The organism is Sphingobacterium puteale, from assembly GCF_050986225.1.
GTDB classification, from domain to species: domain Bacteria; phylum Bacteroidota; class Bacteroidia; order Sphingobacteriales; family Sphingobacteriaceae; genus Sphingobacterium; species Sphingobacterium puteale.
The window spans coordinates 587,179-613,622 of sequence record NZ_CP158959.1; the positions used below are offsets into that span (position 1 = coordinate 587,179).

At 40.1% G+C, this 26,444-nt stretch carries 26 protein-coding genes; 22 read left to right on the plus strand and 4 right to left on the minus strand.

Going from position 1 to position 26,444, the window contains the following annotated elements; translation table 11 throughout:
• Positions 1-4: 4 nt before the first annotated feature.
• The 19 genes from ABTV71_RS02305 to groL all read left to right on the plus strand — a co-directional run bounded on the left by ABTV71_RS02305 (position 5) and on the right by groL (position 17,797).
• A complete protein-coding gene (locus ABTV71_RS02305; protein ID WP_433902163.1) occupies positions 5-691 on the plus strand; it encodes an urease accessory protein UreF in 687 nt (228 codons plus the stop codon).
• Positions 692-792: 101 nt separating this feature from the next.
• Positions 793-1,422 carry an urease accessory protein UreG gene (gene ureG / locus ABTV71_RS02310; protein WP_120261827.1) on the plus strand — a complete coding sequence of 210 codons (630 nt, stop codon included), beginning with the start codon at positions 793-795 and terminating at the stop codon, positions 1,420-1,422.
• Between the two features lie 12 nt (positions 1,423-1,434).
• Positions 1,435-2,391, plus strand: a complete 957-nt coding sequence (locus ABTV71_RS02315; RefSeq protein WP_433902164.1) for an urease accessory protein UreD — start codon at positions 1,435-1,437, stop codon at positions 2,389-2,391.
• Positions 2,384-2,863: an urease accessory protein UreE gene (locus tag ABTV71_RS02320; protein ID WP_121124365.1), complete on the plus strand. Its 480-nt coding sequence runs from the start codon at positions 2,384-2,386 to the stop codon at positions 2,861-2,863. Before ABTV71_RS02315 ends, ABTV71_RS02320 begins: the two co-directional genes overlap by 8 nt.
• Positions 2,864-2,969: 106 nt before the next feature.
• Positions 2,970-4,019: an A/G-specific adenine glycosylase gene (gene mutY, locus ABTV71_RS02325; RefSeq protein ID WP_433902165.1), complete on the plus strand. Its 1,050-nt coding sequence runs from the start codon at positions 2,970-2,972 to the stop codon at positions 4,017-4,019.
• Between the two features lie 19 nt (positions 4,020-4,038).
• Positions 4,039-4,497: a single-stranded DNA-binding protein gene (locus tag ABTV71_RS02330; RefSeq protein ID WP_121124369.1), complete on the plus strand. Its 459-nt coding sequence runs from the start codon at positions 4,039-4,041 to the stop codon at positions 4,495-4,497.
• Between the two features lie 295 nt (positions 4,498-4,792).
• Complete coding sequence (gene pheS / locus ABTV71_RS02335; RefSeq protein WP_077438207.1) at positions 4,793-5,833, plus strand: phenylalanine--tRNA ligase subunit alpha; 1,041 nt, start codon at positions 4,793-4,795, stop codon at positions 5,831-5,833.
• A gap of 114 nt (positions 5,834-5,947) precedes the next feature.
• Complete coding sequence (locus ABTV71_RS02340) at positions 5,948-6,523, plus strand: TetR/AcrR family transcriptional regulator (RefSeq protein WP_104385291.1); 576 nt, start codon at positions 5,948-5,950, stop codon at positions 6,521-6,523.
• 267 nt (positions 6,524-6,790) lie between these two features.
• Positions 6,791-8,203, plus strand: coding sequence for a 23S rRNA (uracil(1939)-C(5))-methyltransferase RlmD (gene rlmD / locus ABTV71_RS02345; protein WP_433902166.1), 1,413 nt, complete (start codon positions 6,791-6,793; stop codon positions 8,201-8,203).
• Between the two features lie 7 nt (positions 8,204-8,210).
• Positions 8,211-8,609 carry a hypothetical protein gene (locus ABTV71_RS02350; protein WP_433902167.1) on the plus strand — a complete coding sequence of 133 codons (399 nt, stop codon included), beginning with the start codon at positions 8,211-8,213 and terminating at the stop codon, positions 8,607-8,609.
• A gap of 152 nt (positions 8,610-8,761) precedes the next feature.
• Positions 8,762-9,523, plus strand: coding sequence for a hypothetical protein (locus ABTV71_RS02355; RefSeq protein WP_147430383.1), 762 nt, complete (start codon positions 8,762-8,764; stop codon positions 9,521-9,523).
• A gap of 206 nt (positions 9,524-9,729) precedes the next feature.
• Complete coding sequence (locus ABTV71_RS02360) at positions 9,730-10,413, plus strand: OmpA family protein (protein ID WP_394342593.1); 684 nt, start codon at positions 9,730-9,732, stop codon at positions 10,411-10,413.
• 261 nt (positions 10,414-10,674) lie between these two features.
• Positions 10,675-12,111, plus strand: coding sequence for a tRNA (N6-isopentenyl adenosine(37)-C2)-methylthiotransferase MiaB (gene miaB, locus ABTV71_RS02365; RefSeq protein WP_433902168.1), 1,437 nt, complete (start codon positions 10,675-10,677; stop codon positions 12,109-12,111).
• Positions 12,112-12,148: 37 nt separating this feature from the next.
• Positions 12,149-13,426 (plus strand): sigma-54 interaction domain-containing protein, encoded by a 1,278-nt coding sequence (locus ABTV71_RS02370; protein ID WP_121124379.1) that lies wholly within the window; start codon positions 12,149-12,151, stop codon positions 13,424-13,426.
• 10 nt (positions 13,427-13,436) lie between these two features.
• Positions 13,437-13,952 carry an LptE family protein gene (locus tag ABTV71_RS02375; protein WP_121124381.1) on the plus strand — a complete coding sequence of 172 codons (516 nt, stop codon included), beginning with the start codon at positions 13,437-13,439 and terminating at the stop codon, positions 13,950-13,952.
• Between the two features lie 12 nt (positions 13,953-13,964).
• Positions 13,965-15,038, plus strand: a complete 1,074-nt coding sequence (locus tag ABTV71_RS02380) for a hypothetical protein (RefSeq protein ID WP_121124383.1) — start codon at positions 13,965-13,967, stop codon at positions 15,036-15,038.
• Positions 15,039-15,050: 12 nt separating this feature from the next.
• A complete protein-coding gene (secG, locus tag ABTV71_RS02385) occupies positions 15,051-15,470 on the plus strand; it encodes a preprotein translocase subunit SecG (protein ID WP_121124384.1) in 420 nt (139 codons plus the stop codon).
• Positions 15,471-15,770: 300 nt separating this feature from the next.
• Positions 15,771-16,046, plus strand: coding sequence for a co-chaperone GroES (locus ABTV71_RS02390; protein ID WP_121124386.1), 276 nt, complete (start codon positions 15,771-15,773; stop codon positions 16,044-16,046).
• A gap of 113 nt (positions 16,047-16,159) precedes the next feature.
• Positions 16,160-17,797, plus strand: a complete 1,638-nt coding sequence (groL, locus tag ABTV71_RS02395; RefSeq protein WP_121124388.1) for a chaperonin GroEL — start codon at positions 16,160-16,162, stop codon at positions 17,795-17,797.
• A gap of 67 nt (positions 17,798-17,864) precedes the next feature.
• Here the strand turns inward: groL and ggt are convergent, their stop codons facing one another.
• From ggt to ABTV71_RS02415, 4 genes are all read right to left on the minus strand, one after another.
• Entirely contained in the window at positions 17,865-19,562 is a 1,698-nt protein-coding gene (gene ggt, locus ABTV71_RS02400; protein WP_433902169.1) for a gamma-glutamyltransferase, read from the minus strand.
• A 67-nt stretch (positions 19,563-19,629) separates the two neighbouring features.
• Positions 19,630-19,956 (minus strand): nucleotide pyrophosphohydrolase, encoded by a 327-nt coding sequence (locus ABTV71_RS02405; protein ID WP_121124392.1) that lies wholly within the window; start codon positions 19,954-19,956, stop codon positions 19,630-19,632.
• Positions 19,957-19,974: 18 nt separating this feature from the next.
• The gene (gene dtd, locus ABTV71_RS02410; RefSeq protein ID WP_433902170.1) at positions 19,975-20,433 is read right to left on the minus strand and encodes a D-aminoacyl-tRNA deacylase; all 459 of its coding nucleotides are present in this window, start codon (positions 20,431-20,433) and stop codon (positions 19,975-19,977) included.
• A 135-nt stretch (positions 20,434-20,568) separates the two neighbouring features.
• Entirely contained in the window at positions 20,569-23,025 is a 2,457-nt protein-coding gene (locus ABTV71_RS02415; RefSeq protein WP_433902171.1) for a TonB-dependent receptor, read from the minus strand.
• A gap of 413 nt (positions 23,026-23,438) precedes the next feature.
• On the opposite strand from ABTV71_RS02415, the gene ABTV71_RS02420 reads away from it, so the two are divergent.
• From ABTV71_RS02420 to ABTV71_RS02430, 3 genes are all read left to right on the plus strand, one after another.
• Positions 23,439-24,614 carry an amidohydrolase family protein gene (locus ABTV71_RS02420; RefSeq protein ID WP_433902172.1) on the plus strand — a complete coding sequence of 392 codons (1,176 nt, stop codon included), beginning with the start codon at positions 23,439-23,441 and terminating at the stop codon, positions 24,612-24,614.
• Between the two features lie 37 nt (positions 24,615-24,651).
• Complete coding sequence (locus ABTV71_RS02425; RefSeq protein WP_121124398.1) at positions 24,652-24,933, plus strand: acylphosphatase; 282 nt, start codon at positions 24,652-24,654, stop codon at positions 24,931-24,933.
• 72 nt (positions 24,934-25,005) lie between these two features.
• Positions 25,006-26,442 carry a lipopolysaccharide biosynthesis protein gene (locus ABTV71_RS02430; protein WP_245971326.1) on the plus strand — a complete coding sequence of 479 codons (1,437 nt, stop codon included), beginning with the start codon at positions 25,006-25,008 and terminating at the stop codon, positions 26,440-26,442.
• Positions 26,443-26,444 lie beyond the last annotated feature (2 nt).

Here is a 26,444-nt window from a genome sequence, read left to right on the forward strand (position 1 = left end):
ACATATGAATCCATTGTTGACATTGATGCAGATCAATGATTCCGTTTTTCCGATTGGAGGATTCACACATTCCTATGGATTGGAAACCTATATAACCAAAGGTCTTGTACACGACTCGAAAACTGCCAAAGAGTACGCGCAGACCTTATTGGAACATAGTTTCTATTACAACGATGCGGCCTTTTTTCATAAGACTTGGCAATTATGCGAAACAAAGGCAACAAAGAAGAAGGTAGCAGAATTAGATGCCTTGATCACGGCCTTTAAAGCGCCTTATGAAATTCGGGATGCAAGTAAAAAATTGGGAATACGCTTCTTGAAGCTGACTGAAAAATTGCAGCCGGTTAAACGTTGTTCAGCTTATTTAAAAGCAATAAATACACAAGAATTGCATGGGCATTACGCAATGGCATTTGCCATGTTTGCACATGCGCAAGGGATTAGTTATTCAGATGCATTGAGTGCTTTTTATTACAATTCACTCAATGGTATTGTGACCAACTGCGCGAAACTGGTCCCTATTAGTCAAATGGATGCACAACAGATTCTGTTTAAGTTGCAACCATTAATCAATAAGTTGGTTATCGCGCAACCAGTGTTGGAAGAGGATTTAATCGGTAATTGTTGTATCGCACAAGATATCCGTTGTATGCAACATGAAAAGTTATATACACGTATCTATATATCTTAAAAGCAAGATTACTGCTATACTTAAAATTTATTTAATCTGATTGAGCAAGGTAAATTTTAAGCATCATAAACTTCACTAAGCGATGAAATAAATAGTTAAGGATGAAAAAGACGTCAAAAAGAAATTATGTAAAAATTGGTGTTGCCGGACCTGTTGGATCGGGCAAGACTGCTTTGATCGAACGATTGACACGTTCGATGTCCGCAGATTACAGCATTTGTGTTGTTACAAATGATATTTACACACGTGAAGATGCGATGTATTTACAGCAAAATTCGGCATTACCAGCAGAACGTATCATTGGTGTAGAGACTGGTGGTTGCCCACATACCGCGATCCGCGAGGATGCATCGATGAATATTGAAGCGGTGGAGGAATTGGCCAACCGTTTTGAGGATGTGGAGCTTATTTTCGTTGAAAGTGGGGGAGATAACCTGACAGCAACATTCAGCCCGGACTTGGCGGATTTAACCATCTTTGTTCTTGATGTTGCCGAGGGTGAAAAAATGCCGCGTAAAGGCGGCCCTGGTATCACACGCTCAGATTTGTTATTGATCAATAAAATTGATTTAGCGCCCTATGTACATGCAGATTTGGAGGTCATGCGCCGGGATACATTGCGGATGCGTGGAGAACGTCCTTTTATTTTTACGAATCTGATGACATTAGAAGGGTTGGAAGATGTAAAGAAATGGATCAAAGAATACGCTTTATTAGAACAAGTAGGTTAAAAACAACGGGATATGGATAGTAAGATCGTATTAAATGTAGCCAAAGAGGACGGTAGAAGCAGACTAAAAGAAAGCTACCATAATGCTCCATATAAATTGACACATTATGGAGCAGCGAATCTAACTGATCATCTGGAAATGATTATCATGAGTGCATCACCCGGTATTATGGATACAGATCATCTTCATATTGATGTCCATGTAAAGGAAGAGGCGCAATTAAAGCTGTTTACGCAGTCTTTCAATAAATTGCACCCGATGAAAACCGGTGCTAGCCAACATACAGATGTAGAGGTGGCTTCGGGGGGAATATTGCATTACATTCCGCATCCGGTCACGCCCTTTAAAGACTCCATATTCAAGGCAACCAATCATATTCATTTGGCCGAAGATGCGGTTTTGATGTGGGGTGATATTATCAGTGTCGGACGGATCTATATGAAAGAAGCATTTGAATTTGATCGTTTGCATACACAGACTAAGATTTTCAGATCAGGAAAACTGGCGTTCATCGACAATCAGCTGTTGCAACCCAAAAAACAGCCAATCCAGAAAATGCTCTTCTTTGAAGGTTACACCCATCAAGCGACTTTTATATTCTCCGCTCTTTTCGCGCAGGAATTAAAGAATGAACTTGACGAAATATTGACAGTAGAATATAATGACATCTCTTATGGATTTACACAGGCTTCATCAGATGTCGTTATTTTACGAGCGCTGGGTTCTGACGGTGAATTGCTGTATGATTTTCTGCAAATGTTAGGGCAATTGTGCTGGGACTTTACTATGCATAAACTGTCGGAGTCGAAAGAAGTTGAAGTCATCGAAAATGAGGCGACCGAGACTTTGCCGGTTGTGACAGAAGCGGTTTTGACTGAAGTTGTTGTTGCTGACAAGAAAGGCGCAGCCAGTCCGCGGAAAAAGAGGGTAAGCAAGAGTACTACGGAGGAAGGACTGAAATATGCGTAAACCGAAAGAGCCTACCGAAATCCTCATTGAGTCCATTCCCAATTTTGAGCATGTTAAATTCAATCGTGAATCGGATATTTTGGATCTTTCCTACTTTGAAGTGAATAAACGTGTTATCCACCGCAAAACGCGTAAGGGAAATATGGTAAAGATACAACGGGATGACAGCACGGCCTTACAGTCGGGGCAATGTATCTATCATAGCGAAGATCTATTTATACAGGTCAATATCTTGCCCTGTCTTTGTGTATTGCTTGACAGTCAGGATCTTTCTGTGGTCGGAGAATTCTGTTTTGATGTAGGCAATCGTCATTTGCCCGTGTATCTGAAAGCTGATGGGCGCTTTGCTGTCTCCTATGACGGACGCTTGTATCAGGCATTAAAAGAAAAATATAATGGTTCCATTTCCTTGGAAAATGCCATTTTAGAACCAGATGAACAGATTACGTCGCTTCGCAATGCGAAAAAATAAGAGGTGAGTATTTGAACGTTTGTTTTAGGTTTTGATTTGATAGCGGGAGCCGATCTTTGTTTGTGCGCTGCTTGAAAATGTTGAAAAATTGTGCATTTTTGTTGTTATGACATTTGGTGCGGAATTGCAGGGATGGTATCTACAGCATAAGCGTGATTTACCATGGCGGGAAACAAGAGATGCCTATAAAATTTGGCTCTCTGAAATTATCCTGCAGCAGACTCGAGTAGAACAAGGGCTGCCTTACTATTTACGATTTGTGGAACGGTTTGAGACAGTCGTTGACTTTGCCAACGCAGAGGAAGATGATATTTTACACCTTTGGCAGGGATTAGGTTATTATTCAAGGGGACGAAATATGCATAAGGCTGCACGAATCGTCCGTGACGAATATAACGGCATTTTTCCTGTAGACTATAAGACCTTGCTAAAGCTTCCCGGTATAGGTGAATATACCGCTGCCGCAATTTCATCCTTTGCCAATAATGAGGCGCAGGCAGTATTGGATGGGAATGTGTTCCGTGTGCTTTCGAGATATTATGGCATAGACACAGCGATTAATTCTACTGAGGGAAAGAAAACTTTTACGGCTATCGCTCAGGAAAATTTGGATCAGGACCATCCGGCATTATACAATCAGGCCATTATGGATTTTGGTGCAATTCATTGTAAGCCGAAGCAACCTTTGTGTATTACTTGTATGTTTAATACATCTTGTTACGCCGTGCTACAGGGAGAAGTTGATCGATTACCAGTTAAACTTAAAGGCAAAGCAAGCAGAGAACGGTATTTTAATTATTTTATTCTTAAAGATGAAGCGCAAATTTTGATGTCAAAGCGCGGAGAAGGCGATGTCTGGCAGAATTTATATGAGTTTCCCCTTATCGAGTCCGATCGGACATTAACGATACCGGAGATTCTAATAGATGAACAATTTGTCCGGTATTTCGGGGATAAGGCGGAGATCAAACTCCTGCAAAAACAAACTAAACATATTCTGAGCCATCAGAATATTTATGCGACATTCTTTGAAGTGCGGTTAGAGGGCGGTCTAAAACAAAAAAAATCCAGTTGGGATTATGTATTTTTAAAAGATTTAGATAAATTAGCTAAACACAAGTTGATCTTTACCTTTTTGGAAAGATCCAATTTTTAACCATTTATGCTTTTAAATTATGTCAGGAGTTAACAAAGTTATTTTAGTGGGACATCTTGGAAAAGATCCCGAAATTCGATATTTAGAAGGCAATGTCTCCGTTGCCAGTTTCCCATTGGCAACTTCAGAAACGTATAACAAGGACGGAAAACGGGTCGAACAAACCGAGTGGCACAATATTGTCATGTGGCGCGGTTTGGCAGATGTGGCGGTAAAATACCTTACTAAGGGCAAATTGGTCTATATCGAAGGTCGATTACGTACGCGTACCTACGAAGATAAAGAGGGGATCAGACGTTATGCTACTGAGGTGGTTGCTGAGACATTTACTCTTTTGGGACGGAAATCGGATTTTGAACCAGCTGGAACTGCTAATGCGGGAACTGCTGCAAGCACCCCCGCGCAGAAGGCCGAGGATAAAGAAATCGAAGTTGATTTTACCGAAAATGATCAGGAAGATAATCCGCTTCCATTTTAATCGAACTCGAAAGCAGCTTTGAATATTGAACGGATATTACTTTACATTAATATAGTTATGAGCAAAAGAGCAGATGAAAGTCTGCTCTTTTTGATTTTTAGTATACTCTTGCTTGCTTCTGACAAGGATGAAAAGATCATCTTACCGGTGTTTTTATGCGCAATGAGTTGATAAAAAATAGGTTTATTCTGGTTGATCTAGATCGAAATTTTGCAGGCAGGGGTGTTTTCGAAGCCGTTTGAGAGATGGCTAAAATTTCTTTTTGGCGGAAATTTTGGCTATGTTTGTCGTAATTATGTTGCAAGATAAAATTACGCAGTATACTGAAGAAATTAAGGCGTTTGCGCCATCTTCTTCAGCCGATGTAGAAAATTTCAGATTGAAGTTTTTGGTTTCCAAAGGGATTGTAAAAAATCTTTTTGATGAATTCAAAACAGTTACTCCTGAAGAAAAACGTACTTTGGGGAAAGTACTGAATGAATTTAAGCAGTTGGCGGAAAATACCTTCAAGGAAGCACAGGAGAAATTTGGTTCCGGCGAGAAACAGAAGTCTCAGCAAATCGAGGGTGATTTAACATTGCCCGGTAATGGATTTCAGTTGGGATCCAGACACCCAATCTCATTGGTACGCAAGGAAATCGTTGAGATCTTTAAAAAGCTGGGCTTCATCGTTTCTGAGGGACCAGAGATTGAAGATGATTGGCATAATTTCTCCGCGTTGAATTTCCCGCCTGAGCATCCGGCGCGTGATATGCAAGATACATTCTTTATCAAAAAACAGGAAGGTAACGATATTACACTCAGAACACATACATCTTCTGTTCAGGTTAGACTCATGGAAGCTGGTAAGCCACCTTTCCGTGCGATTATGCCCGGTCGTGTTTATCGGAATGAAGCTATCTCGGCTCGTGCACATTGTTTCTTTCACCAGGTAGAAGGATTATATGTGGATGAAAATGTTTCGTTTGCTGATTTGAAGCAGACTTTATACCATTTTGTTCAAGAAATGTATGGTGAGGGCACTAAAGTGCGTTTCCGCCCTTCGTATTTCCCATTTACAGAACCTTCTGCTGAGATGGATATTTCTTGTACAATCTGTAAAGGTGCTGGGTGTAATCTTTGTAAATATTCGGGTTGGGTAGAGATTTTAGGATGCGGCATGGTAGATCCGAATGTACTTGAAAATTGTGGAATCGACAGTAAAAAGTATTCGGGTTTTGCCTTCGGTATGGGCATCGAACGAATCACAAATCTTAAATATGTGATCAAAGATTTGCGACTTTTCTCTGAAAATGATACGCGTTTCTTAGCTCAGTTTGAGACTGAATTAATATAAATCAATGCTAATAAAGACTATTGAAACTATCACACTATTGCCAAGCCTTACGTGTGTCTTATTCGATCCGGGTGTTGGAAATAGTGTGATGTGTGGTAGTCTTATCTGAAGAATATGGAACCAGATCATATCATTGAATCCATAAAAAGAACAGCACGGGAACTCTTTCGTCAAAATGGTTATCATAAAACCAGTGTAAACACGTTGGCCAAAAAAGCTAAGATTGCTAAGGCGACGGTTTATAAATACTTTGATAGTAAGGAAATGATCTTGCATGCCATTTTGATGGATTATCTGCGGGCAAGTCTGCTGGATATCTTAAAGACCACAAAATATGAGGATGATATGGCCTCTTTTTTGGCTTCCACCATTCTTCGTGTCAGCCGACTGACTTATACGGCATGCAATGAATTGATTGGCTGGGAATTTATCCGTGAGTCGGCCAATGCACAGGAATATCTAAAAACACTATCTGAGGATCTGGAATTCCTGCTTTTGAGTACATTTATCCAGAATGAAAAGATCAATGAAGCGATCAGTGAGGAAAAACTGACATTTCTGATCAAATCAAGTAAGAGCATTGTATTCTCTTTTGCTTTTACTGCCGTTTCGGATGCCGATGTACGTAAAAACTTTATTTCTTTTCAAAAAGAGATTCTTCCGTACCTTGTTCAGGCAACGATTCTCTAAGTGATTATGGGTTCTGTTGTTTATTGCCGCCTATTATCCACCTATTCAATAATCTTCCTTTTGCTAATGTTCTAACGTTTCCTTTTTTTCAAGGAAGTATGTCTGAATTTAGACCTTTTTATAGGCATTAAACAATGCTGCATATCCGCGAATAATAAAGGAAATTTGCCTGATCAAAATCGATTATTGCGCTATATGAAAGGTCTTTTTTCTAAGACAATGTAGGCCAGTGAAAAATCATTATAAAAAATTGTATTTTTGCGAACTATGAGTAGAAGAATTCCGCAAGAAAAGAAGTTCTTGAAAGATATCGCAATCATTGATATTGCCGAAGAAGGTAGAGGTGTGGGGAAAACCGATGATCTGGTTTTGTTTGTCGAAAAAGCTGTCCCGGGTGATGTTGTCGATGTGGAGTTAATGCGCAAGAAGAAGAATTTTGCTGAGGCTCGGGTGACGAGTCTGAAGGAAGCTTCTACTTATCGCGTAGATCCTTTTTGTGAGCATTTTGGTGTCTGTGGAGGCTGTAAATGGCAGCACATGAGCTATGAATCCCAATTAAAATTTAAACAACAGTCTGTTGACAATGCTTTATCCCGGATCGGGAAAGTAGATACTTCCGCCATGGAGGATATTTTGGGATCGGCTCAGACGGAGTATTATAGAAATAAATTAGAATATACATTTTCCAATAAGAAATGGTTGACTTCGGTTGATGAGGATGCATCGCAATTGGAAATGAATGCTTTGGGCTTTCACGTACCGGGGCGATTTGATAAAATTCTGGATATTGATCATTGTTTTCTTCAGCAAGACCCTTCCAACGAGATTCGGAATACCATACGGGACTTTGCGCTAAGCAAAGGAATGACTTTTTATGATCTCCGTGAGCATACTGGGGTATTACGCAATCTGATCATCCGTATTTCGTCTACTGGTGAGATGATGGTGATTGTGGTTTTTGCTTATCCAGAGGAAGGCCAGGTGGAATTATTGATGAATTTCATCAATGAAAGGTTTCCTCAGATTGCTTCGCTTTTGTATATCGTGAATCAAAAGCGTAATGATACCATCTTTGATCAGTATATTCATGTATATGCAGGTCGTGATTTTATTTATGAGGAGATGGAAGGTCTTCGCTATAAGGTTGGACCGAAATCCTTCTATCAGACCAATTCAGCACAAGCATACGAACTCTATAAGATCACGCGCGATTTTGCGGATTTAAAAGGAGATGAGCTCGTGTATGATTTATATACGGGGGCTGGTACAATAGCAAACTTTGTCGCTAAGAAAGCAAAAGAAGTCATCGGAGTTGAGTATGTCCCTACTGCAATTGAAGACGCGAAGGTAAATTCGGCGATCAATAATATCAACAATACGAAGTTTTATGCTGGGGATATGAAAGATGTGTTGATTCCTTCTTTTATTGCTGAGCATGGGAAACCAGATGTAGTGATTACGGATCCGCCAAGAGCAGGTATGCATGCGGATGTTGTGGCCCGTTTATTGGAGATGGAATCCCCTAGAATTGTTTATGTCAGTTGTAATGCTGCGACACAGGCGAGAGATCTAGTTTTATTGGCTGAGAAGTACGACGTGAAGCGTATTAAACCGGTAGACATGTTTCCGCATACACAGCACGTAGAAAATGTCGTTCTATTGGAACTTAAAAAATCATAATATATATATGGAAGTAGAGGATTTATTTTCAGGCGGAGCAAGGGAGGAAGCCACGCAATCTACTGGGCAGAGTCCATTGAAAAGTTTGCAGGTTGATCTTGATTTTTATAGTGAGTCAATCCGTGAGGTTGCGATGGAAATCATTGAGGAAGGCTATTCTTCCTATCCGATTTTTGTGGCACATCAACATGAGGTATCGGTAGGAGAGATAATCTTGGACCGTACTGAACTGGAGACAAATTGGACAATCAATGCCTCTACGTTGGAGGAGTTTGTCGAAATGGATATCATTCAGGAAGACCGTAAAGCTACTTTTATTCAGAATTATAAATCTGCTAAGGATTTTATGTGCCTGTTTGTGGTTGTTGCCGAAGGAGCCAATTTTGTCTTTTACCCCTATAAATGAAGAAGTAATATTTAAACTTTTTTAACAATACAATTGTCAAACTATTACTATTTTTAACGAAATAGGCTGGAAGCATGACGCGGAAATAAAGCCGGAACGCTAAGGGCGGCATGGGGTTGTAAAGCTTGGCGTGATAATAACAATATATTCCAATGAGAAGAATACACATACATATAGGAGGGCTTTTAGGCGTATTGATGTTGGTTTTGACGGCATTCGGAGCAAAGGCACAACATATACAGCAAGTGTCAGGTATGGTGATGCAGAAGGGGACTGCCAATAGAGTTGGCGATGTGGTTGTGCTAAATTTGCGGACGAGCAGATCGGCGCTGACAAACTCTTTCGGTGTCTTTACGATTGACGCTTCGGTGGGGGATTCGCTTTCTTTCACTAAGGTCGGATTTTCACCGGTAAAGACAGTGTTGACAAACCTGAATGAATTTTATATTGAAATGCAGGAAGGGATAAAGCTTGAGACAGTAATCGTAGAAAGGAAGTCGAAAGAGGCCGAACTAAATGAGGCGATGGGAAACTACTCCAAAAAAGGAGTTTATAATGGGGGGAAAAATAAATTTGGGACCTATTTAGGAAGTCCTGCTACCGCACTTTATAATCTTTTTGGACGGGAAGCAAAAAATGCGAAACGTTTTGGACGTTTTATGGACCGGGAAAAAGAAGAATTACAGGTCGACCGTATTTTTTCACGCGCGGCGGTCCAGAAATTAACAAAATTGGATAGTGCCGATTTAGATGCTTTTATGGTACGTTATCGTCCTTCATTTGATCTCGCCGAGCACTGGGGACAATATGATTTGATGAATTATGTGCAACAGTCTTTGCAGGATTTCGAAGCAAAGGGCCGCCCAAAAGGGGCGTTGTTGCCAGATATCGAAGTTAAGACGCAGGAGAAGTAAAACAATTTCCTTTCCATACTGTTAGTTCTTGTGAACATTGGTCATCGGGATTATTTGTAGTGGATCGTCTTCATTTATACGTGTTATAATGCTTTTTTGAGCATATCGTTACAAAAAAGTTGAAAAAGGTTGCTTTTGGCACTTTGTTTGATTTTAACATGGACAGTATTTAGTTTGAATATTAAAAGTCTTAGATAGATATGAAAATGAATAGAAAATTAGCTGTATTTGGTTTGACTGTTGCAACCTCGGCTATGTTATTTGGAAGTTGTTCTACAATCCAAAATACAAATAATACGACTAAAGGCGGTGTAATCGGTGGTGTAGCGGGTGGTGCTTTAGGTGCATTAATTGGCGGTAAGGCTGGTAATACGGCTATTGGTACATTAGCAGGTGCGGCCATTGGTGGTGCAGCCGGTGTATTGATCGGTAAGAAAATGGATAAACAAGCTGCTGAGATTTCTAAAACCGTCGAAGGTGCTGAAGTAACTCAATCCGCAGAGGGTATTGTTGTGAAATTTGATTCAGGTATTTTATTCGATTTCAACAAATCTGATTTGAAAGCCACTGCAAAAGATAATATCGCTAACTTGGTTACCACTTTAAATAAGGAACAAGGGACAGAGATCTTGGTTATCGGACATACAGATAATGTAGGTACGTTAGCGGCGAATGACAAAGTTTCTTTGGACCGTGCAAATGCGGTACGTGCGTTTGCTGTATCCAAAGGACTGGCTTCTTCACGTATTAAAACTGAAGGAAGAAACTTTTCAGAGCCAATTGCAAGTAATGATACAGAAGCAGGACGTGCACAAAATCGTCGTGTGGAGATCGTTATCGTTGCTGGTGATCAAATGAAGAAAGAGGCAAAACAACAAGCTGGTCAATAAGCAACTGAATAGCTGGTTCCTGTGGAATCGGTTGTTGTTAGCGTTTCGCTAAAAATCGTTTGTTGAGTTTCAAAATATACAGGCACGGAAATTTATCCGTGCCTTTTTTGTAAAATCTCCATGCATAGGGATATAGTGCGGTTGGACCGCGCAGGAGTATTTAGCGCTAAAATTTGACAAAGCATAAACTATATTTCTGGCTGACAAACTGTCATTATATGGATTTTAATTTCTAACTTTGTAGTCTTTGAAAATTGAGCTATGTTAGATTTAACACATACAACTAAGGAACACGACGAATCTCGTCAGGGTGAAGCATTGTTATTAGAACAGGATCCAAAGATAAGTAATGGACGTAAACTGTATATTGAAAGTTACGGTTGTCAAATGAACTTCTCGGATAGTGAGATCGTTGCTTCTATTTTGTTGGATAAAGGTTTTGAGACGACAAAAAATTATCAGGAAGCAGATGTTGTCTTTATTAATACCTGTTCAATCCGCGAGAATGCAGAGCAGCGTGTTCGTAATCGACTGAAAGAATTTGAGGCGGCTAAGACCAGGAATCCTGGAATGATCGTCGGTGTGTTGGGCTGTATGGCTGAGCGTTTAAAATCGAAGTTTCTTGAAGAAGAAAAATTAGTTGATGTTGTGGTAGGTCCTGACGCATATCGTGATCTCCCTAATTTAATTGATAAGGTCGATGACGGTGCAAAGGCAGTGAATGTCCTGCTATCACGTGAGGAGACTTATGCCGATATTAATCCGGTTCGATTAAATTCAAATGGTGTGACAGCCTTTATTTCCATCATGCGCGGTTGTGATAATATGTGTTCGTTCTGTGTGGTTCCATTTACCCGTGGACGTGAGCGCAGCCGTGATCCTCATTCTATTGTGAAAGAGGCGCAGGATTTATTCAATGCGGGATATAAAGAAGTGACTTTATTGGGTCAAAACGTGGATTCCTATAAGTATACTGTACCCGTTGCAGAAGGTGAAGCTCCGGGCGAAACGGTAACGTTTGCCAAGTTATTGACCATGGTGGCTGAGGTGAGCCCGCTTTTACGCGTTCGTTTTTCGACTTCCCACCCAAAAGATATCACAGATGAGGTTTTATATGCGATTGCCGCGCATGAAAATGTTTGTAACTATATCCATTTGCCAGTACAATCCGGAAATTCCAGGATATTGGAACTGATGAATCGTACTTACGATCGTGAGTGGTATATGGAACGTGTAGACGCTATCCGCAAGATTATTCCAGATTGTGCGATTTCAACTGATGTTATCACGGGTTTCTGTACAGAAACAGAAGCAGAACATCAGGAAACATTATCCATGATGGATTATGTGAAATATGACTTTGCGTATATGTTTGCTTATTCCGAAAGACCGGGGACATTAGCTGCGAAGCGCTATGCGGATGATATTCCGGAGGATGTCAAAAAACGTCGTTTGACTGAGGTAATCAACAAACAACGTGACCATAGCTTATATCGTTATCAACATTTTATTGGAAAGATATGTAAGGTGCTTATAGAAGGTTTTTCAAAAAGATCTGAGTTTGATTTTTGCGGTCGTAACGATCAAAATGCCTTGGTTGTATTTCCGATAGACCCTCGGTACAAACAGGGAGATTACGTCAATGTACGTGTAGAATCATGTACATCAGCAACCTTGTTAGGTAAAATTGTCGATTAAGAAAACTTAATATAAATTTATTTCCAACTGGAAATTTATGGATAATCAAGATATAAAAAATAGGTTTGGAATCATCGGTAACTCACCGTTGCTAAATCGGGCGATAGATATCGCCCGACAGGTGGCTCCAACTGATATTTCTGTATTAATACAAGGTGAGAGCGGTAGTGGTAAAGAAGTTTTTTCGCATATTATCCATCAATTGAGTTCCCGCAAGCATGGGCCGTTTATAGCAGTCAATTGTGGTGCAATACCAGAGGGGACAATAGATTCTGAATTATTTGGGCATGAGAAAGGTTCCTTTACCGGTGCTCACGAAGCACGTAAAGGTTATTTTGAAGTAGTCGACGGTGGAACAATTTTCTTGGATGAGGTCGGGGAGCTGCCTTTGGGGACGCAAGCTCGATTACTACGTGTTTTGGAGTCCGGAGAGTACATTCGTGTAGGATCATCGAAAGTTCAGAAAACGAATGTACGTGTGGTTGCCGCGACAAACGTCAATATGTTTGAAGCAGTCCAAAAAGGTAAATTTCGGGAAGATTTGTATTACCGTCTGAACACCGTGCCGTTGCGTGTTCCTTCGCTTAGGGAACGTCCTGAAGACATCAATTTATTATTTCGTAAGTTCATTGTCGATTTTTCGGAAAAATATCGCTCTCCCGGAGTGCAATTGACTGAAGATGCACAAAATATGCTGCGCAACTATAATTGGCCGGGCAATGTGCGTCAATTAAAAAATGTGGCCGAACAGATTGCTGTTTTAGAGAAAGAACGTGTTGTTGATGCGCATACCCTGCAAAACTATTTGCCAAATGAATCGCGGACGAGCTTACCGGCCATAGTTTCATCAAATAATAGCGCAAAAGAAGATTTTTCAGAAAGAGATTTACTTTATAAGGTTCTTTTCGATATGAAGAAAGATATGGTCGATCTCAAAAAACTCGTTGTTGAGCTGATCCAGAAGGGTGTGGATTCTACTACGTTCGATCAAAATTCGCCTTATATTAATCAGCTTTATCAGGAAATTGAACCACAGATAAAATCTGATGCCGAAGGATACGGTATTGCGCCAACACTGACGATACATTCGCCTAATAACAATACGGCAAATGTCTTGAAGAATCCCGCTACCCAGGATGAATATCTGCAAGATGCACAGGAAGTGGAAGAGTCTTTGTCCTTGGTGGACAAGGAATCTGATCTTATCAAGAAGGCCTTGAAAAAACACCGCGGCAAACGTAAGGCAGCGGCACAAGAATTGGGAATTTCCGAAAGGACTTTGTATAGGAAAATTAAAGACTTAAATTTAGACTAAGGTTTTGCAGATGTTGTCAAGAAGAATTTTATATACCTTGCTCACGACCACTTTTCTATTCTTAATGAACAGTTGTGGTGTGAAATATGGATTTACGGGAGGATCTATTCCAGAAGGGATGAAGACAGTCAATATTCAATATTTCGAAAATATTGCGCCTTTGGTTTATCCGACTTTAAGCCAGAATTTTACGGAGGCATTAAAGGAGCGTATTCGAAATCAATCCCGATTAAGTCAGGTCAACCAAGATGGTGATGCTACTTTTGAAGGCTTCATTACAGATTATACGATCAGCCCAGCAGCTGTTGAAGCAGGGACGGATCGGGCTGCAATGAATAGATTGACCATTACCATTAAAGTTTCTTACCACAATAAGATTAACCCTAAAGACGACTTTGAGCAGCCTTTTACACGCTTCAAAGAGTTTGCTGGAAATCTTCAGAGTGCACAGGAGGAGAGCTTGGGTAAGGAGGTTATCCAGATGTTGACAGAGGATATTTATAATAAGGCGTTTGCCAACTGGTAATCCTTTCCCAAGATGAATATGACTATGCCACTATCGAATAATGAACTTTTTTTTCGAACGATCAATCACCCAGAATCTGTTGATGAAGAAGTGATTTTAGGCTTGATCGAAAAATATCCGTATGCGCAAAGTTTACGATTTATTTATGAGCGTAAAGTTTTTGGTGAAAGCAAACCTGTTCAGAATTTATCGTCTACATTGCTTTATGCTTCGTCTCCAAACTGGTTGTATGAATTTATGCATAGTAGGCCAACGGTGGAGAGGGAAGAAATCCAATTGGAGGACATCATAATTCTTGAGGACGACCTTGATGAAGATGTTGAGGCAACAGTCGTGGCTGAGACTGAAGTTGAGGCGGTGAAAATTGAAGTTGAAAACGTGGTGGAGAAGACAGATGAACTGGACCGTTTGATTCAAGCAGGTGTAGCGCAGGATTATTTTCGTTCGAGTGAAGCAAAACAACAGGTCACCTCGGTTGAGGAACCAGAAATAGCTGAACCGGTATCTTCTGAAACAGCTATTCGGTCACTCAAGGATACACAGGAGCGTGTCTCGGTCTATGATGATGATACCATGCCCTATAGTTTCTTGTGGTGGTTGCACAAAACACGACTTGAATATGCTGAAACCTATCAGCCCTATGTAAAGTCACCTTTGGGTCCTATGGCACCATCAAATGATGATATTGCCAAGATCCATGAAAAATTGGATAGCCAGCTATTGGATCAACAGATTCGGGAGAATATTTTCCATCTGCAATCACCGGAGGCAAAACTCAGTGATGAGGTGAAAACAACAATTGCCTTCCAGATTCCGCGCAAAACGGATGAGGTAATCGAGAAATTTATCCGCGAGGAGCCTATGATCCAACCACTACAGGCTGAAAAGTTGGATTTGGAGAATAAGGCTAGAAAAAGCTCGGAAGATCAGCATTCATTGGTAACGGAGACCCTTGCAAAAATATATACCGAACAGGGTTTATATCCTAAAGCAATAGAGGTTTACGAAAAATTAGTTTTGAAATATCCAGAAAAAAATGCTTACTTTGCGGCACGCATAACAGAATTAGAAAAGAAATTAAATTAATTACATAAAGAGATGCAAGGATTATTAATTGGTCTTATCATATTAGCTAGTATTATTTTAGCATTTTTGGTTTTAATCCAAAATCCAAAAGGTGGCGGTTTATCATCTGGTTTTTCCGGAGGAACAAACCTAATGGGTGTAAAACGTACAGGAGACTTTTTGGAAAAAGGTACATGGATCATGGTTATTGCTATTATGATTTTTAGTTTGGGGGTTAACATTATGGGGACAGCGCCAAGTACATCTAAAGGAGGCTTGGGTGGTCAAATTGAAGCCCCTGCACAACAACAGGGACCTTTGAACTTGGGTACGCCAGCACAGAAACCTGCAGGTGCTCCAGCAGGACAAGAGCAAGCTGCTCCAGCGCAATCAGAACAAAAAACTCCGGCGACAACGCCAGCAGCTAAGCCAACTGAAGAAGCTAAGAAATAGTTGCGAAGAAAGAAATTCAAGAGGCCTCGTCTATAATTTAGACGAGGCCTTTTTGCTATACGCGGGTTTGTCAGTTTGCTTATCAACATGTGGTCGGAATGGCGAATACGGTTATGTAAGGATGTCATATAAACAGTGACAGTGTGACAGCAAAATCCGCTTTTATTTATTGACATGTTAAGTTTTCGGTGAAAAATTGTCTTATACATCACCTTATCTACAATTGGCATAAAAGATGATGTGTCTATAACGATTATAACATAAAAATAAATTCAATAACAGATAAAAAGTAAATTAATTATGGCATTAAGTATCAAACCTATCGGAGATAGAGTAGTAGTAGAAGCTGCTCCAGCAGAAGAAAAAACAGCTTCAGGGTTATATATTCCCGATACAGCAAAAGAAAAACCATCTCAAGGTATAGTAGTTGCTGTAGGTACTGGCAAAGTTGACGAGCCGTTAACTGTAAAAGTAGGTGACAAAGTATTATATGGTAAATATGCAGGTACTGAAATTACTTACGAAGGGAAAGAGTATTTAATTATGCGTGAGTCAGATATTTACGCTGTTATCTAAGAGTTCAAAAGTCAAAATTACAAAGTTAAATTTAAAAAATGAGGCGGTTCGTAGCTGCAGACTTGTCATATTAGAGTCTCACTACCAAGATCTCAATACTCAATACTAAAGAAATGGCAAAACAAGTAAAATATAACGTTGAGGCTCGTGAGGCCCTTAAAAAAGGTGTAGACACTTTAGCTAATGCTGTTAAAGTAACATTAGGTCCAAAAGGACGTAACGTAATTATTGAGAAAAAATTCGGTGCACCGGTAATCACTAAAGATGGTGTTTCAGTTGCGAAGGAAATCGAATTGAAAGATGCTTTAGAAAATATGGGTGCTCAAATGGTAAAAGAGGTTGCTTCCAAAACTGCTGATCAAGCTGGTGATGGTACAACTACGGCTACTGTATTGGCACAAGCGATCGTTGCTCCGGGTATTAAATCTGTAGCAGCAGGTGCTAATCCAATGGATTTAAAACGTGGTATTGACAAAGCTGTGGCAGCTGTTGTTGCCAACTTGAAATCTCAATCTCAAGAAGTTGGTCAAGATAATAACAAAATCAAACAAGTAGCAGCTATCTCTGCAAATAACGACGAGGTAATTGGTTCTTTGATCGCGCAAGCGATGGAAAAAGTTGGTAACGATGGTGTTATCACTGTTGAAGAAGCAAAAGGTACTGAAACAGAAGTAAAAACTGTAGAAGGTATGCAATTTGACCGTGGTTATTTGTCACCATACTTTGTTACGAACTCTGACAAAATGGAAGCAGAATTAGATAACCCTTACATTTTGATCTACGACAAGAAAATCAGCAACATGAAAGAGTTGTTGCCTATTTTGGAAAAACAAGTTCAAACTGGTAAACCATTATTGATCATTGCTGAAGACTTGGACGGTGAAGCTCTTGCGACTTTAGTCGTCAATAAAATCCGTGGTTCACTGAAAGTGGCGGCTGTAAAAGCTCCTGGTTTTGGTGATCGTCGTAAAGCGATGTTAGAAGATATCGCTATCTTAACTGGTGGTACAGTAATCTCTGAAGAAAGAGGTTTCAAATTGGAGAATGCGGAGTTATCTTATTTGGGGCAAGCTGAAAAAGTTCAGGTTGACAAAGATAATACGACAATTATCAACGGTGGCGGTAACGTAGATGATATCAAAGCTCGCGTTGCTCAAATCCGTTCACAAATCGAAACAACAACTTCTGACTACGACCGTGAGAAATTACAAGAGCGATTGGCAAAATTGTCAGGTGGTGTAGCTGTATTGTACGTAGGTGCTACTACTGAGGTTGAAATGAAAGAGAAAAAAGACCGTGTTGACGATGCTTTACATGCGACTCGCGCTGCAGTTGAAGAAGGTATCGTTGCTGGTGGTGGTGTTGCATTTATCCGTGCTACAGAAGCTTTGGTAAACCTTAAAGGTGAGAACGAAGACGAGCAAATCGGTATCGATATCATCAAACGTGCTATTGAAGAGCCTTTACGTCAAATCTGTAATAACGCAGGTATCGAAGGTGCAGTGATCGTTCAGAAAGTAAAAGAAGGTACAGCTGACTTTGGTTACAATGCGCGTACTGACCGTTACGAGAACTTAATCGCGGCTGGTGTAATCGACCCAACTAAAGTATCTCGTATTGCTTTAGAAAATGCAGCTTCAGTTGCTTCAATGTTGTTGACAACAGAATGTGTATTAGCTGATGAGGCTGAAGAAAACCCTGTAGGTGCTGGTGCTCCTCCAATGGGTGGTGGTATGGGCGGCATGATGTAAGATCATCCGAACTATATAATATAAAAAGGCTCATCTGGGATTCCAGATGAGCCTTTTTATTTGATGATTAATATCCTTTTGCCGTATCGTCTCCACGGGGATCGGCTCCGGTCTGTAATTTGCCGTTTGGAAGGACAAGAATATTTTCTACACGTCCTATTGCCCCGCGGGGATTTATTGCATAGCCATCCTTTGTCAATTTGTCTCGCAATGTTATCTCAATCGCACCTTGCTCCACATCGATGCGGTCAGGTAACCACTGGTGATGGAATCGGGGTGAACTGACAGCGGATTGTGCATTTTGACCAAAGTCGATTACATTTAATATGGTCTGGAAAACGGAGGTAATAATCGTTGATCCGCCCGGTGTTCCTACCACCATAAATAGCTTGCCATCTTTTTCTAAAATGGTCGGTGTCATGGAACTCAGCATTCTTTTTCCGGGCTGAATTTCATTTGCTTTTTCTCCTGTCAAGCCATACATATTAGGTACGCCGGTCTTTACCGAGAAATCATCCATTTCGTTGTTCAATAAAAATCCTGCACCATTCACGATGACCCCAGAGCCATAGGAATCATTGAGTGTTGTGGTAATGGCAACAGCATTTCCCTGCTCATCAACAATATTGAAATGAGTTGTCTGCTCACTTTCATAACCCGGAATGACATCCGCATTGACGTTTTTGCTTAAAGTCGCCTGGCGAAAATTAAACGGGTTCAGTTTAGCTGCATTTTTCGAGGAATCTATCAGTTGCTGCACAGGGACATTGATAAAATCGGGGTCTCCTAAATACTTTGCCCTATTTGCATACACATAACGTTCTGCTTCAACGATGACACGTATTGCGGAGTCCGTCTGAAAACCCCAGCGTTGAAGGGGGAATTGCTCCACAGACTTTAATAAAGCCAGTAGGGAAGTTCCGCCGCTCGATGGCGGTGGCATAGAAACAACCTTGTGACCTCTATAACTTGATGCAATAGGGGTACGCCAAAGTGCCTTGTAGCCTGTGAGGTCCTCATGGGTAATGATTCCTTTGCCTCTGTTCATCTCGGCAATAAGCAAATCAGCCGTTTTTCCTTTATAGAAGCCATCACGTCCCTCATTGGCGATTCGTTCGATGGTATTGGCAAGATCTTCCTGTACAAATAGGTCACCGGTTTGCCATGTTGTATTTTTGATAATTGCTGCTCCCGTAGGATTCAGCTTGACAAAACGTTCCTTATGACTCTCAAATTCGTTGGCTTGTCTTTCACTGATTTTAAAACCATTTTTGGCAAGTTCAATCGCTGGGGCAAGAAGCTCTTTCCACGTCAGTTTTCCATATTTCTGATGTGCTTCCCACATGCCGGCAACAGAACCGGGAACACCGGATGCTAACTGACTGTATAAGCTCAAATTGGGAATAACATTCTTTTGTGCATCAAGATACATATCCCGGTGCGCCTTTCTGGGAGCAGTTTCCCGGAAGTCCAAGGCATCGTATTGACCTTGGCTATTGCGATATAGCATAAATCCACCACCACCGATATTGCCTGCATTGGGATAAACAACAGCAAGAGCAAACTGCACGGCGACAGCAGCATCAATTGCATTTCCGCCCTTTTTCAAAATCATTACTCCGACTTCGGAGGCCAGAGGGTGGGCAGTGACCACAGCAGCTTTGTTGAAGGTGGCAGGGCTGGTCCTATGTGAACCAAACTGCCTGCTGGAACACGAAGCGAATAGTAAACTTCCTACTAACGAATAAATAAATAGTTTATTCATAATATCTGCTCTAAAATTGTGCGTAAGATTAATATTAAACCTTGGACACCGATGGAATACAAAGGTGTTATTTTAATTTTTCATTGTTTTTATGACGGTCTGCATCCCGAATGGATTTCTTTTGAAGGTTCTTTTCCAGTGCATCGGTCAGATCTATACCCGTTTGATTTGCAAGACACATTAAGACAAACAATACATCGGCCATTTCATCTGCGAGGTTAACTTCTCTATCGGATTTTTTGAACGATTGCTCGCCGTACTGTCTGGCCATAATCCGGGCGACTTCACCAACTTCTTCCATGAGCATGGCTGTATTTGTCAGCTCATTGAAATAACGTATTCCTGTTGTATTGATCCATTTATCAATTACTTCCTGTGCTTCTTTAATTGTCATTTTTTCGGATTTAGTAGTTTAAAAATTGTCCTTATCTTTTGTATCCATAACGATGGTAACGGGACCATCGTTCAATAGATTGATTTTCATGTCCGCCCCAAATAAGCCGAGCTGAACCGGCTGATCAATCAGTTTGGAAAGCAATTTGGCCATTTCTTCATAAAGGGGTTTGGCGGTATTAGGTTTGGCTGCCCGAATAAACGAAGGCCGATTTCCCTTTTTTGTCTGAGCGAATAAGGTGAACTGGGAAATCAGTAAGATATTACCGCCGATATCCTGTATGGATTTATTCATTAGTCCCTGCTCGTCTTCAAAAATCCGTAGGTTAACGAACTTTTGCCCCAGCCATTTTAAGTCTTCAATTGTATCGGCTTCTTCTATTCCCAATAGGATCACCAAACCTTTTTGAATCTGTCCAGTGATCTGTTCGTCCACTGTACAGGAAGCATGTTTTACCCGTTGTATTACTGCACGCATAATAAAAAGTATAAAACCAAAGTTAAAAATTCCCATCGTCAAACACGATCCAATCTAACATTTATTGCTGCCAAAATAAAAAGCCGCCTTATTTTGAATAGATAAGGCGGCTCTTGATATATAGAATCTTAACTGTTAGAATTTGATATTCAGGCCTAACATAAAATTTGCAGGTGCCTGTGGAAAGTAGAAATTATAATATTTTCTGGTATTACTGTCCATTCCACCAAAGGTGTAGCCATTGGTTTCATACTTCTCGTTGAGGATATTGTTGACCAGTAAAGTCGCACTAATATTTTTGATGCCTAACGCCGTAAAATTATAGTTTGCCAGCAAATTGTTGACGAAATAAGAGGAAATGCTTCTTTCTTCTGTGGATGAGTTGTCGAGGTATTGTCGTCCTACGTATTTTGACAGCAACGAAAATGTAAGCGGCTCAATAGGGCTATAGGAAAAATTGCTGGATATAATCGTATTTGGAGACAGGGCAATATCTGTCTTTGGATAGAAAATTTTGGTATCTGGGCTTACACCGTTTATATCTTTCACAATTTCTTCAAAATTCTTAATTCTGTTTTGACTGAAGCTGGCTGTCGCCTTCCAGTTCAATTGCTTACTGATGTTCCAGGCTCCGTCAAATTCCAGTCCGATTCGATAGCTGTCTTTTACATTTTGTCGGATAGGAGCACCCGTATCACTGATCTCGCCTGTTGGAATCAACTGGTCTTTATAAAACATCCCGTATCCATTTAATCCAATATTGAATTTGGTATTGGTGAATCTATATCCAATTTCAATGTCCTGCATTTTTTCTGGCGTAGGATCCGGAAGTTTGCTGTTCTTCTCTATGAAATCTTTTCGGACGGGTTCTTTTTGAGCGAAAGCGTAGGAAGCATAGATGTTTGCATGATCATTTAACAGATAGGTTGCTCCGGCTTTGGGATTTAGAAAATTGAATTTTGGGTGGTAATTATAATTTTTGACCTTATCATCATCCCCATACATGTTATAGTCTACATTTCTGTACTGGACGTCGGCCATTAAGATCCATTTATCCAATTTGTAATCTACCTTTAGGAAGTTGCTGAAATCATTTTTCTGCGATTTTCCGAAGTAATATCTATCATCTATAAATCCGTTGGAAGCATACTGTGCCCAGATTACTTCACCGTAATGTTTTCCCCGATATTGATTGTATGCTCCACCCCAGGTAATTTCAAGTTGGTCATTCGGTTTGTAATTCAATGCATAGGTCATGCCATAGAAATAATTATCTAACCATCTTCTGCGGATCAGATCTGTTTTTTTTATGGTATCACTACCGAGGATGACATCGGGCAAACCATATTTACTTAATTTATCACCGGGTCTCATCTCTTCATAGTAGCCATAACCTCGTGTATAATGTAAGGCTGTATTAAGTGTTAATTTTTCGCTTAGAATGTTGGTGTAATGAAGTTGATGATGTTTTTGCGTATAGTTGTCCGTCTGATTTCGATAAGTATACAGATTATAGTTTCGGCCGGCGTTCATAAATCGGTCTTTTTCTGTGCCTGATACGTATAATCCATTGTCAGCGTAATCATCCATGCGAGATCTATCACCCGTGATCAAAGGTTCCGGTACGCCGTTCCAGGCTTGGTAGGTCTTTTCCTTTCCCCAGAATACGATTCCTTTTAAAGTCTGTTTTTTGCCATAATAACCTCCATCAATATAGAAGGACTGCAGGTCTGAGGAGCCTCTTTCGATATAACCATTACTGCTGATCCTGGATAAGCGGGCATTGAAAGCAAACTTGTCATTGATCAAACCGGTTCCGAGTTTTACCGTATTTTTCCAGGTATTATAAGACCCGAATGAATTATTGAGTTCGGCATAAGGTTTCTCCGCTAATGTGTTGGATTGAATATTCAGGGAAGCTCCGAAGGATCCGGCCCCGTTGGCAGATGTTCCGATTCCCCGCTGTACCTGGATGCTTTCCGTAGATGAGGCGAAGTCAGGAAGGTTGACAAAGAATGAGCCCATACTTTCAGCATCATTTAGTGGAATTCCATTAAGAGTTACATTGATGCGCTGGTTGTCAGATCCCCGAATGGTCATGTTTGTATATCCTATGCCGGCTCCTGCATCGGAGTTTACCTGAACAGAAGGTGTCTGATTCAAGAGATAGGGAATGTCCTGTCCCAGATTATTCCTAGAAATCTCTTCTTTTGAGATGTTCCTGAATGTGGTCGGTGAATTCTTTTTAGCTCTGGTGGATACCACAAGAGCCTCTTCGGTACGAATTGTTTTTGGATCGAGCTGAACGGTCAATTCCATATCCCGTTGGAGGTTTAGGTTTTGAGTCCAGGTTTGATATCCGACAAACGAGACTTGAATGGTATGTTTTCCATCTGCGATATTATATAATTTGATCAAGCCATCTTTGTCCGAATTGGTTGTAAATGAAGCCTGTCCGTCTATGGATATCGTTGCATTGTGTAGTGGCCTTTGTGTATCCTTATCTACGGTTTTAATCGTCAAATTGTGCTGGGCAACAGCAATTTGGCTTAAAGTAGTAGCTAAAACGCTACAAATCAAAAATTTGATCATGTTGATGTATTTTGTTTAAGTTAAACAAATCATAGCAAGGGGTCACTATGACCGTTTTATTTAACTAACCTCTCCCTCCGCCAGCATTACCTGGATCAGGTGCACAGAACTTAATCTGTTGGGTATGATCTCAGCCTTTATTTGTGTTTCTGACAAAACAAGGCACCCCTAATCGACGTTGCGAATATATAAATTAAAATCGGAATGGTATATAAAGATGGTGTTTTTTACAAAAAGTATACTTCTTGGAAAATATGTGGTAATTTCCTTATGGTTTAAAATTTTACGTTTAGGCTTGTTTTTGGTGTTTATTGTTCTTTTTAGGTACCTTGGTATAGAATTTTCTACTGTTAGTATGTATTCATATTCAGTCAAAAATTTTTTAGTTACTAATTTGAGAGTGAGGAGATAAAATGTTAAAGTATTTAAGCGCAAATTATATTCTACCGATTACCTCAATGCCAATAAAAGATGGTATTGTAGCGGTAGACGAGGAGGGGGTAATTCAAGGCATCTATGACCCTGCTTCATTCACACAGACTGATAAAGTCGAAATCGAGAGGTATGGGGGAATAATTATTCCGGGTTTTATCAATGCCCATTGCCATCTTGAATTGTCACATATGAAAGGCGTGGTAGCTAAAGGTACCGGTCTTCCAAATTTCCTTAGCCAGGTAATGACTTCACGTAGTGCGTCTATGAAGAAAATGGATGATGCAATGGCGAAAGCGGATAAAGAGATGTATGAAAATGGGATCGTAGCGGTGGGAGACCATGCGAATACGGACAATTCTTCTAAGCAGAAGGAAGATTCAAAAATACTTTATCATACCTTTGTGGAGGTCATTGGGGTTGAACCCGAAGAAGCTGATTTTAAACTAAAAGAAGCCAAGTCTTTAACACAAGAATTTAGAAATGGTCATGTGTCCATTACGCCACATGCACCTTATTCGTGTTCGAAAGTTCTTTTTAAGAAATTTAAAAAATCGGTGCCTGAGACTAATATCATTAGTATTCATAATCAGGAGAGCGACGAAGAGAATAAATTGTTTAGATACAAAACAGGTGAATTTCTGGATTTCTATAAGAGTATCGGAAAGAATGCGGATTCTATAAAAGCGCAAGCCCGAAACTCCATCCAGTCTTATTTACCTTACTTGCCTTATCCGAATAAGTTGTTGTTGGTCCATAATACCTATACTTCATTAAAAGATCTCGATTTTGTAGAACGAATGGACCGTGATGTTGTATGGTGCCTGTGCCCAAAGGCAAATTTATATATTGAGGGGAACCTTCCTAAGGTTCAGAACTTTATAAGCGCGGGACAACGGTTAGTGATTGGTACGGATAGCCTAGCGTCGAATGATACACTTTCGGTATTGGAAGAACTGAAGGTATTGCATGAACATTTCGAAGATTTGGATTTCTTGCAAACAATCCAATGGGCAACGATCAACGGAGCTGTTGCATTGAATATTGAGGATGAATATGGATCTTTGGAAATCGGCAAAAAACCGGGGATTGTCCTGCTTGAGGGTATGGAAAACTTTCGTTTAACTGATAAAGTTAAAATCAAACGTTTAGCGTAGTATTTAATTCCACAAAAACTTCTGTACTTTTGCTCTTATGAAACATTTGAATATTTCAATAAGAGGTAAAGTACAAGGAGTCTTTTTTCGATTGACGGCCAAAGCTGTTGCGGATCAGGTCGGTGTGAAAGGCTTTGTACTCAATCAAAAGGATGGGGCTGTCTATATGGAGGCCGAGGGGGACGATTTTGCACTTGATTCATTGTTGGACTTCTGCCAGGAAGGTCCGGAGGATGCAAATGTTGAAGCTGTTGAAGTTACGGAAGGCGAACTGAAAGGCTTTTCTAATTTTGAAGTGATTAAAAGAGTTCAATCCTAAAGCCTAGTGTCGACAATTAAGAAATTTCTCAGCGATACCGTTATTTATGGTGTGACTACTATCGTTTCAAGAATGATAGGATTCCTGATGACCCCACTCTATCTCCGTAAATTTAAGGATGCAGGGGTCTATGGAGTTTATTCTAATTTTTATGCTTGGATGTCCATGCTAAATGCTATTCTGGCATTTGGAATGGAAACAACGTATTTCCGTTATTTACAGAAAGTTGAACCACAGAATAAGAATAAAGTTTACAACAATAGCTTCTTTGTAACTTTATTTACTTCAGGATTATTATTGTTGTCTGTATTTGTTTTCACAAGACCTATCGCTTCTTGGTTTGCGGATGGGGGGGATGTGGATCTATATGAACAGTACATTAAGTATTTTGCTTTTATCCTTGTTGCTGATGCGCTAGCTGTTGTCCCGTTTACAAAGCTACGGGCAGAGGGCAGACCTTATAAATACAGTGCATTGAAATTTGTTAATATCGGTATTACCGTGATTTCAAATCTATTTTTTATTTTGTTCTTGCCGGATTGGGTACATAAGTATACATTTTGGGCGGATTTTGCCGGAACATGGTTCAAAGAGGGATGGATCGGTTATGTCTTTATCTCCAATCTTTTTGCAAGTATTGTCACATTAATTCTATTGCTACCTGAACTGTTAACTTTCAGATTCAGCCTAGATAGAAAATTAATGAATGAAATGTTAAAGTATAGCTTCCCAATTTTAGTCGCTAATATTTCATTTATTATTAACGAGAATCTAGACAAAATGTTCTTTCTGAAATTGATCCCTGGAAAGACGGGGAAAGATGAGTTAGGTATTTATGGCGCAGTTGCTAAATTGTCCGTATTTCTAAGCTTATTTGTGACAGCTTTTAGATTGGGGGCAGAACCGTTCTTCTTTTCATATTCAAAAAACCAGAACGCATCGAAAACCTATGCCCTAATCATGGAGTATTTTGTTATCCTTATGGTTATTGCAATGGTCGGATTGACAGTGAATCTGGATTGGCTGAAGTATTTTATTGAAGGTAATGAAAAAGAGGTCGCAACATATTGGACTGGGCTTAAAATTGTCCCCATTCTTTTATTCAATTATGTGCTACTTGGAATATATATGAATCTATCGATTTGGTATAAATTGACTGATCATACACGATATGCTATTTACATTTCGGGAATAGGGGCGCTAATTACAATTATGCTCAATGTGTGGCTTATCCCAACTTATTCCTATGTTGGAGCTGTTTTATCAACAACAGTAGTATATCTGGTCATGATCGCTTTTTCACTTTACTGGGGCCAGAAGTATTATCCCATACCATATAAGATGATCAAGATCGCTGTCTATCTTGGAGCAGGGCTGTTGATTTCGTGGTTGAGCTTTCAGGTTTTCCATAGTAATATTTGGATAGGAAACACCATGTTATTACTGCTGCTCGGTGTTACTTTTTTCTTTGAGAAGAATGGGCTGATGAAATTAATACGAAGAAGATAATT

Bases quoted from the DNA above. Each gene is read 5' to 3' on its own strand.
- ABTV71_RS02370 (WP_121124379.1), top strand. From the start codon at position 12,149: ATGGATAATCAAGATATAAAAAATAGGTTTGGAATCATCGGTAACTCA.
- ABTV71_RS02415 (WP_433902171.1), bottom strand. From the start codon at position 23,025: ATGATCAAATTTTTGATTTGTAGCGTTTTAGCTACTACTTTAAGCCAA.
- pheS (WP_077438207.1), top strand. From the start codon at position 4,793: ATGTTGCAAGATAAAATTACGCAGTATACTGAAGAAATTAAGGCGTTT.
- ABTV71_RS02375 (WP_121124381.1), top strand. From the start codon at position 13,437: ATGTTGTCAAGAAGAATTTTATATACCTTGCTCACGACCACTTTTCTA.
- ABTV71_RS02390 (WP_121124386.1), top strand. From the start codon at position 15,771: ATGGCATTAAGTATCAAACCTATCGGAGATAGAGTAGTAGTAGAAGCT.
- dtd (WP_433902170.1), bottom strand. From the start codon at position 20,433: ATGCGTGCAGTAATACAACGGGTAAAACATGCTTCCTGTACAGTGGAC.
- ABTV71_RS02430 (WP_245971326.1), top strand. From the start codon at position 25,006: ATGATAGGATTCCTGATGACCCCACTCTATCTCCGTAAATTTAAGGAT.
- ABTV71_RS02350 (WP_433902167.1), top strand. From the start codon at position 8,211: ATGGAAGTAGAGGATTTATTTTCAGGCGGAGCAAGGGAGGAAGCCACG.
- groL (WP_121124388.1), top strand. From the start codon at position 16,160: ATGGCAAAACAAGTAAAATATAACGTTGAGGCTCGTGAGGCCCTTAAA.
- ABTV71_RS02360 (WP_394342593.1), top strand. From the start codon at position 9,730: ATGAATAGAAAATTAGCTGTATTTGGTTTGACTGTTGCAACCTCGGCT.
- secG (WP_121124384.1), top strand. From the start codon at position 15,051: ATGCAAGGATTATTAATTGGTCTTATCATATTAGCTAGTATTATTTTA.
- ABTV71_RS02330 (WP_121124369.1), top strand. From the start codon at position 4,039: ATGTCAGGAGTTAACAAAGTTATTTTAGTGGGACATCTTGGAAAAGAT.
- ABTV71_RS02340 (WP_104385291.1), top strand. From the start codon at position 5,948: ATGGAACCAGATCATATCATTGAATCCATAAAAAGAACAGCACGGGAA.
- miaB (WP_433902168.1), top strand. From the start codon at position 10,675: ATGTTAGATTTAACACATACAACTAAGGAACACGACGAATCTCGTCAG.
- ABTV71_RS02305 (WP_433902163.1), top strand. From the start codon at position 5: ATGAATCCATTGTTGACATTGATGCAGATCAATGATTCCGTTTTTCCG.
- ABTV71_RS02355 (WP_147430383.1), top strand. From the start codon at position 8,762: ATGAGAAGAATACACATACATATAGGAGGGCTTTTAGGCGTATTGATG.
- mutY (WP_433902165.1), top strand. From the start codon at position 2,970: ATGACATTTGGTGCGGAATTGCAGGGATGGTATCTACAGCATAAGCGT.
- ggt (WP_433902169.1), bottom strand. From the start codon at position 19,562: ATGAATAAACTATTTATTTATTCGTTAGTAGGAAGTTTACTATTCGCT.
- ureG (WP_120261827.1), top strand. From the start codon at position 793: ATGAAAAAGACGTCAAAAAGAAATTATGTAAAAATTGGTGTTGCCGGA.
- rlmD (WP_433902166.1), top strand. From the start codon at position 6,791: ATGAGTAGAAGAATTCCGCAAGAAAAGAAGTTCTTGAAAGATATCGCA.
- ABTV71_RS02380 (WP_121124383.1), top strand. From the start codon at position 13,965: ATGAATATGACTATGCCACTATCGAATAATGAACTTTTTTTTCGAACG.
- ABTV71_RS02425 (WP_121124398.1), top strand. From the start codon at position 24,652: ATGAAACATTTGAATATTTCAATAAGAGGTAAAGTACAAGGAGTCTTT.
- ABTV71_RS02315 (WP_433902164.1), top strand. From the start codon at position 1,435: ATGGATAGTAAGATCGTATTAAATGTAGCCAAAGAGGACGGTAGAAGC.
- ABTV71_RS02320 (WP_121124365.1), top strand. From the start codon at position 2,384: ATGCGTAAACCGAAAGAGCCTACCGAAATCCTCATTGAGTCCATTCCC.
- ABTV71_RS02420 (WP_433902172.1), top strand. From the start codon at position 23,439: ATGTTAAAGTATTTAAGCGCAAATTATATTCTACCGATTACCTCAATG.
- ABTV71_RS02405 (WP_121124392.1), bottom strand. From the start codon at position 19,956: ATGACAATTAAAGAAGCACAGGAAGTAATTGATAAATGGATCAATACA.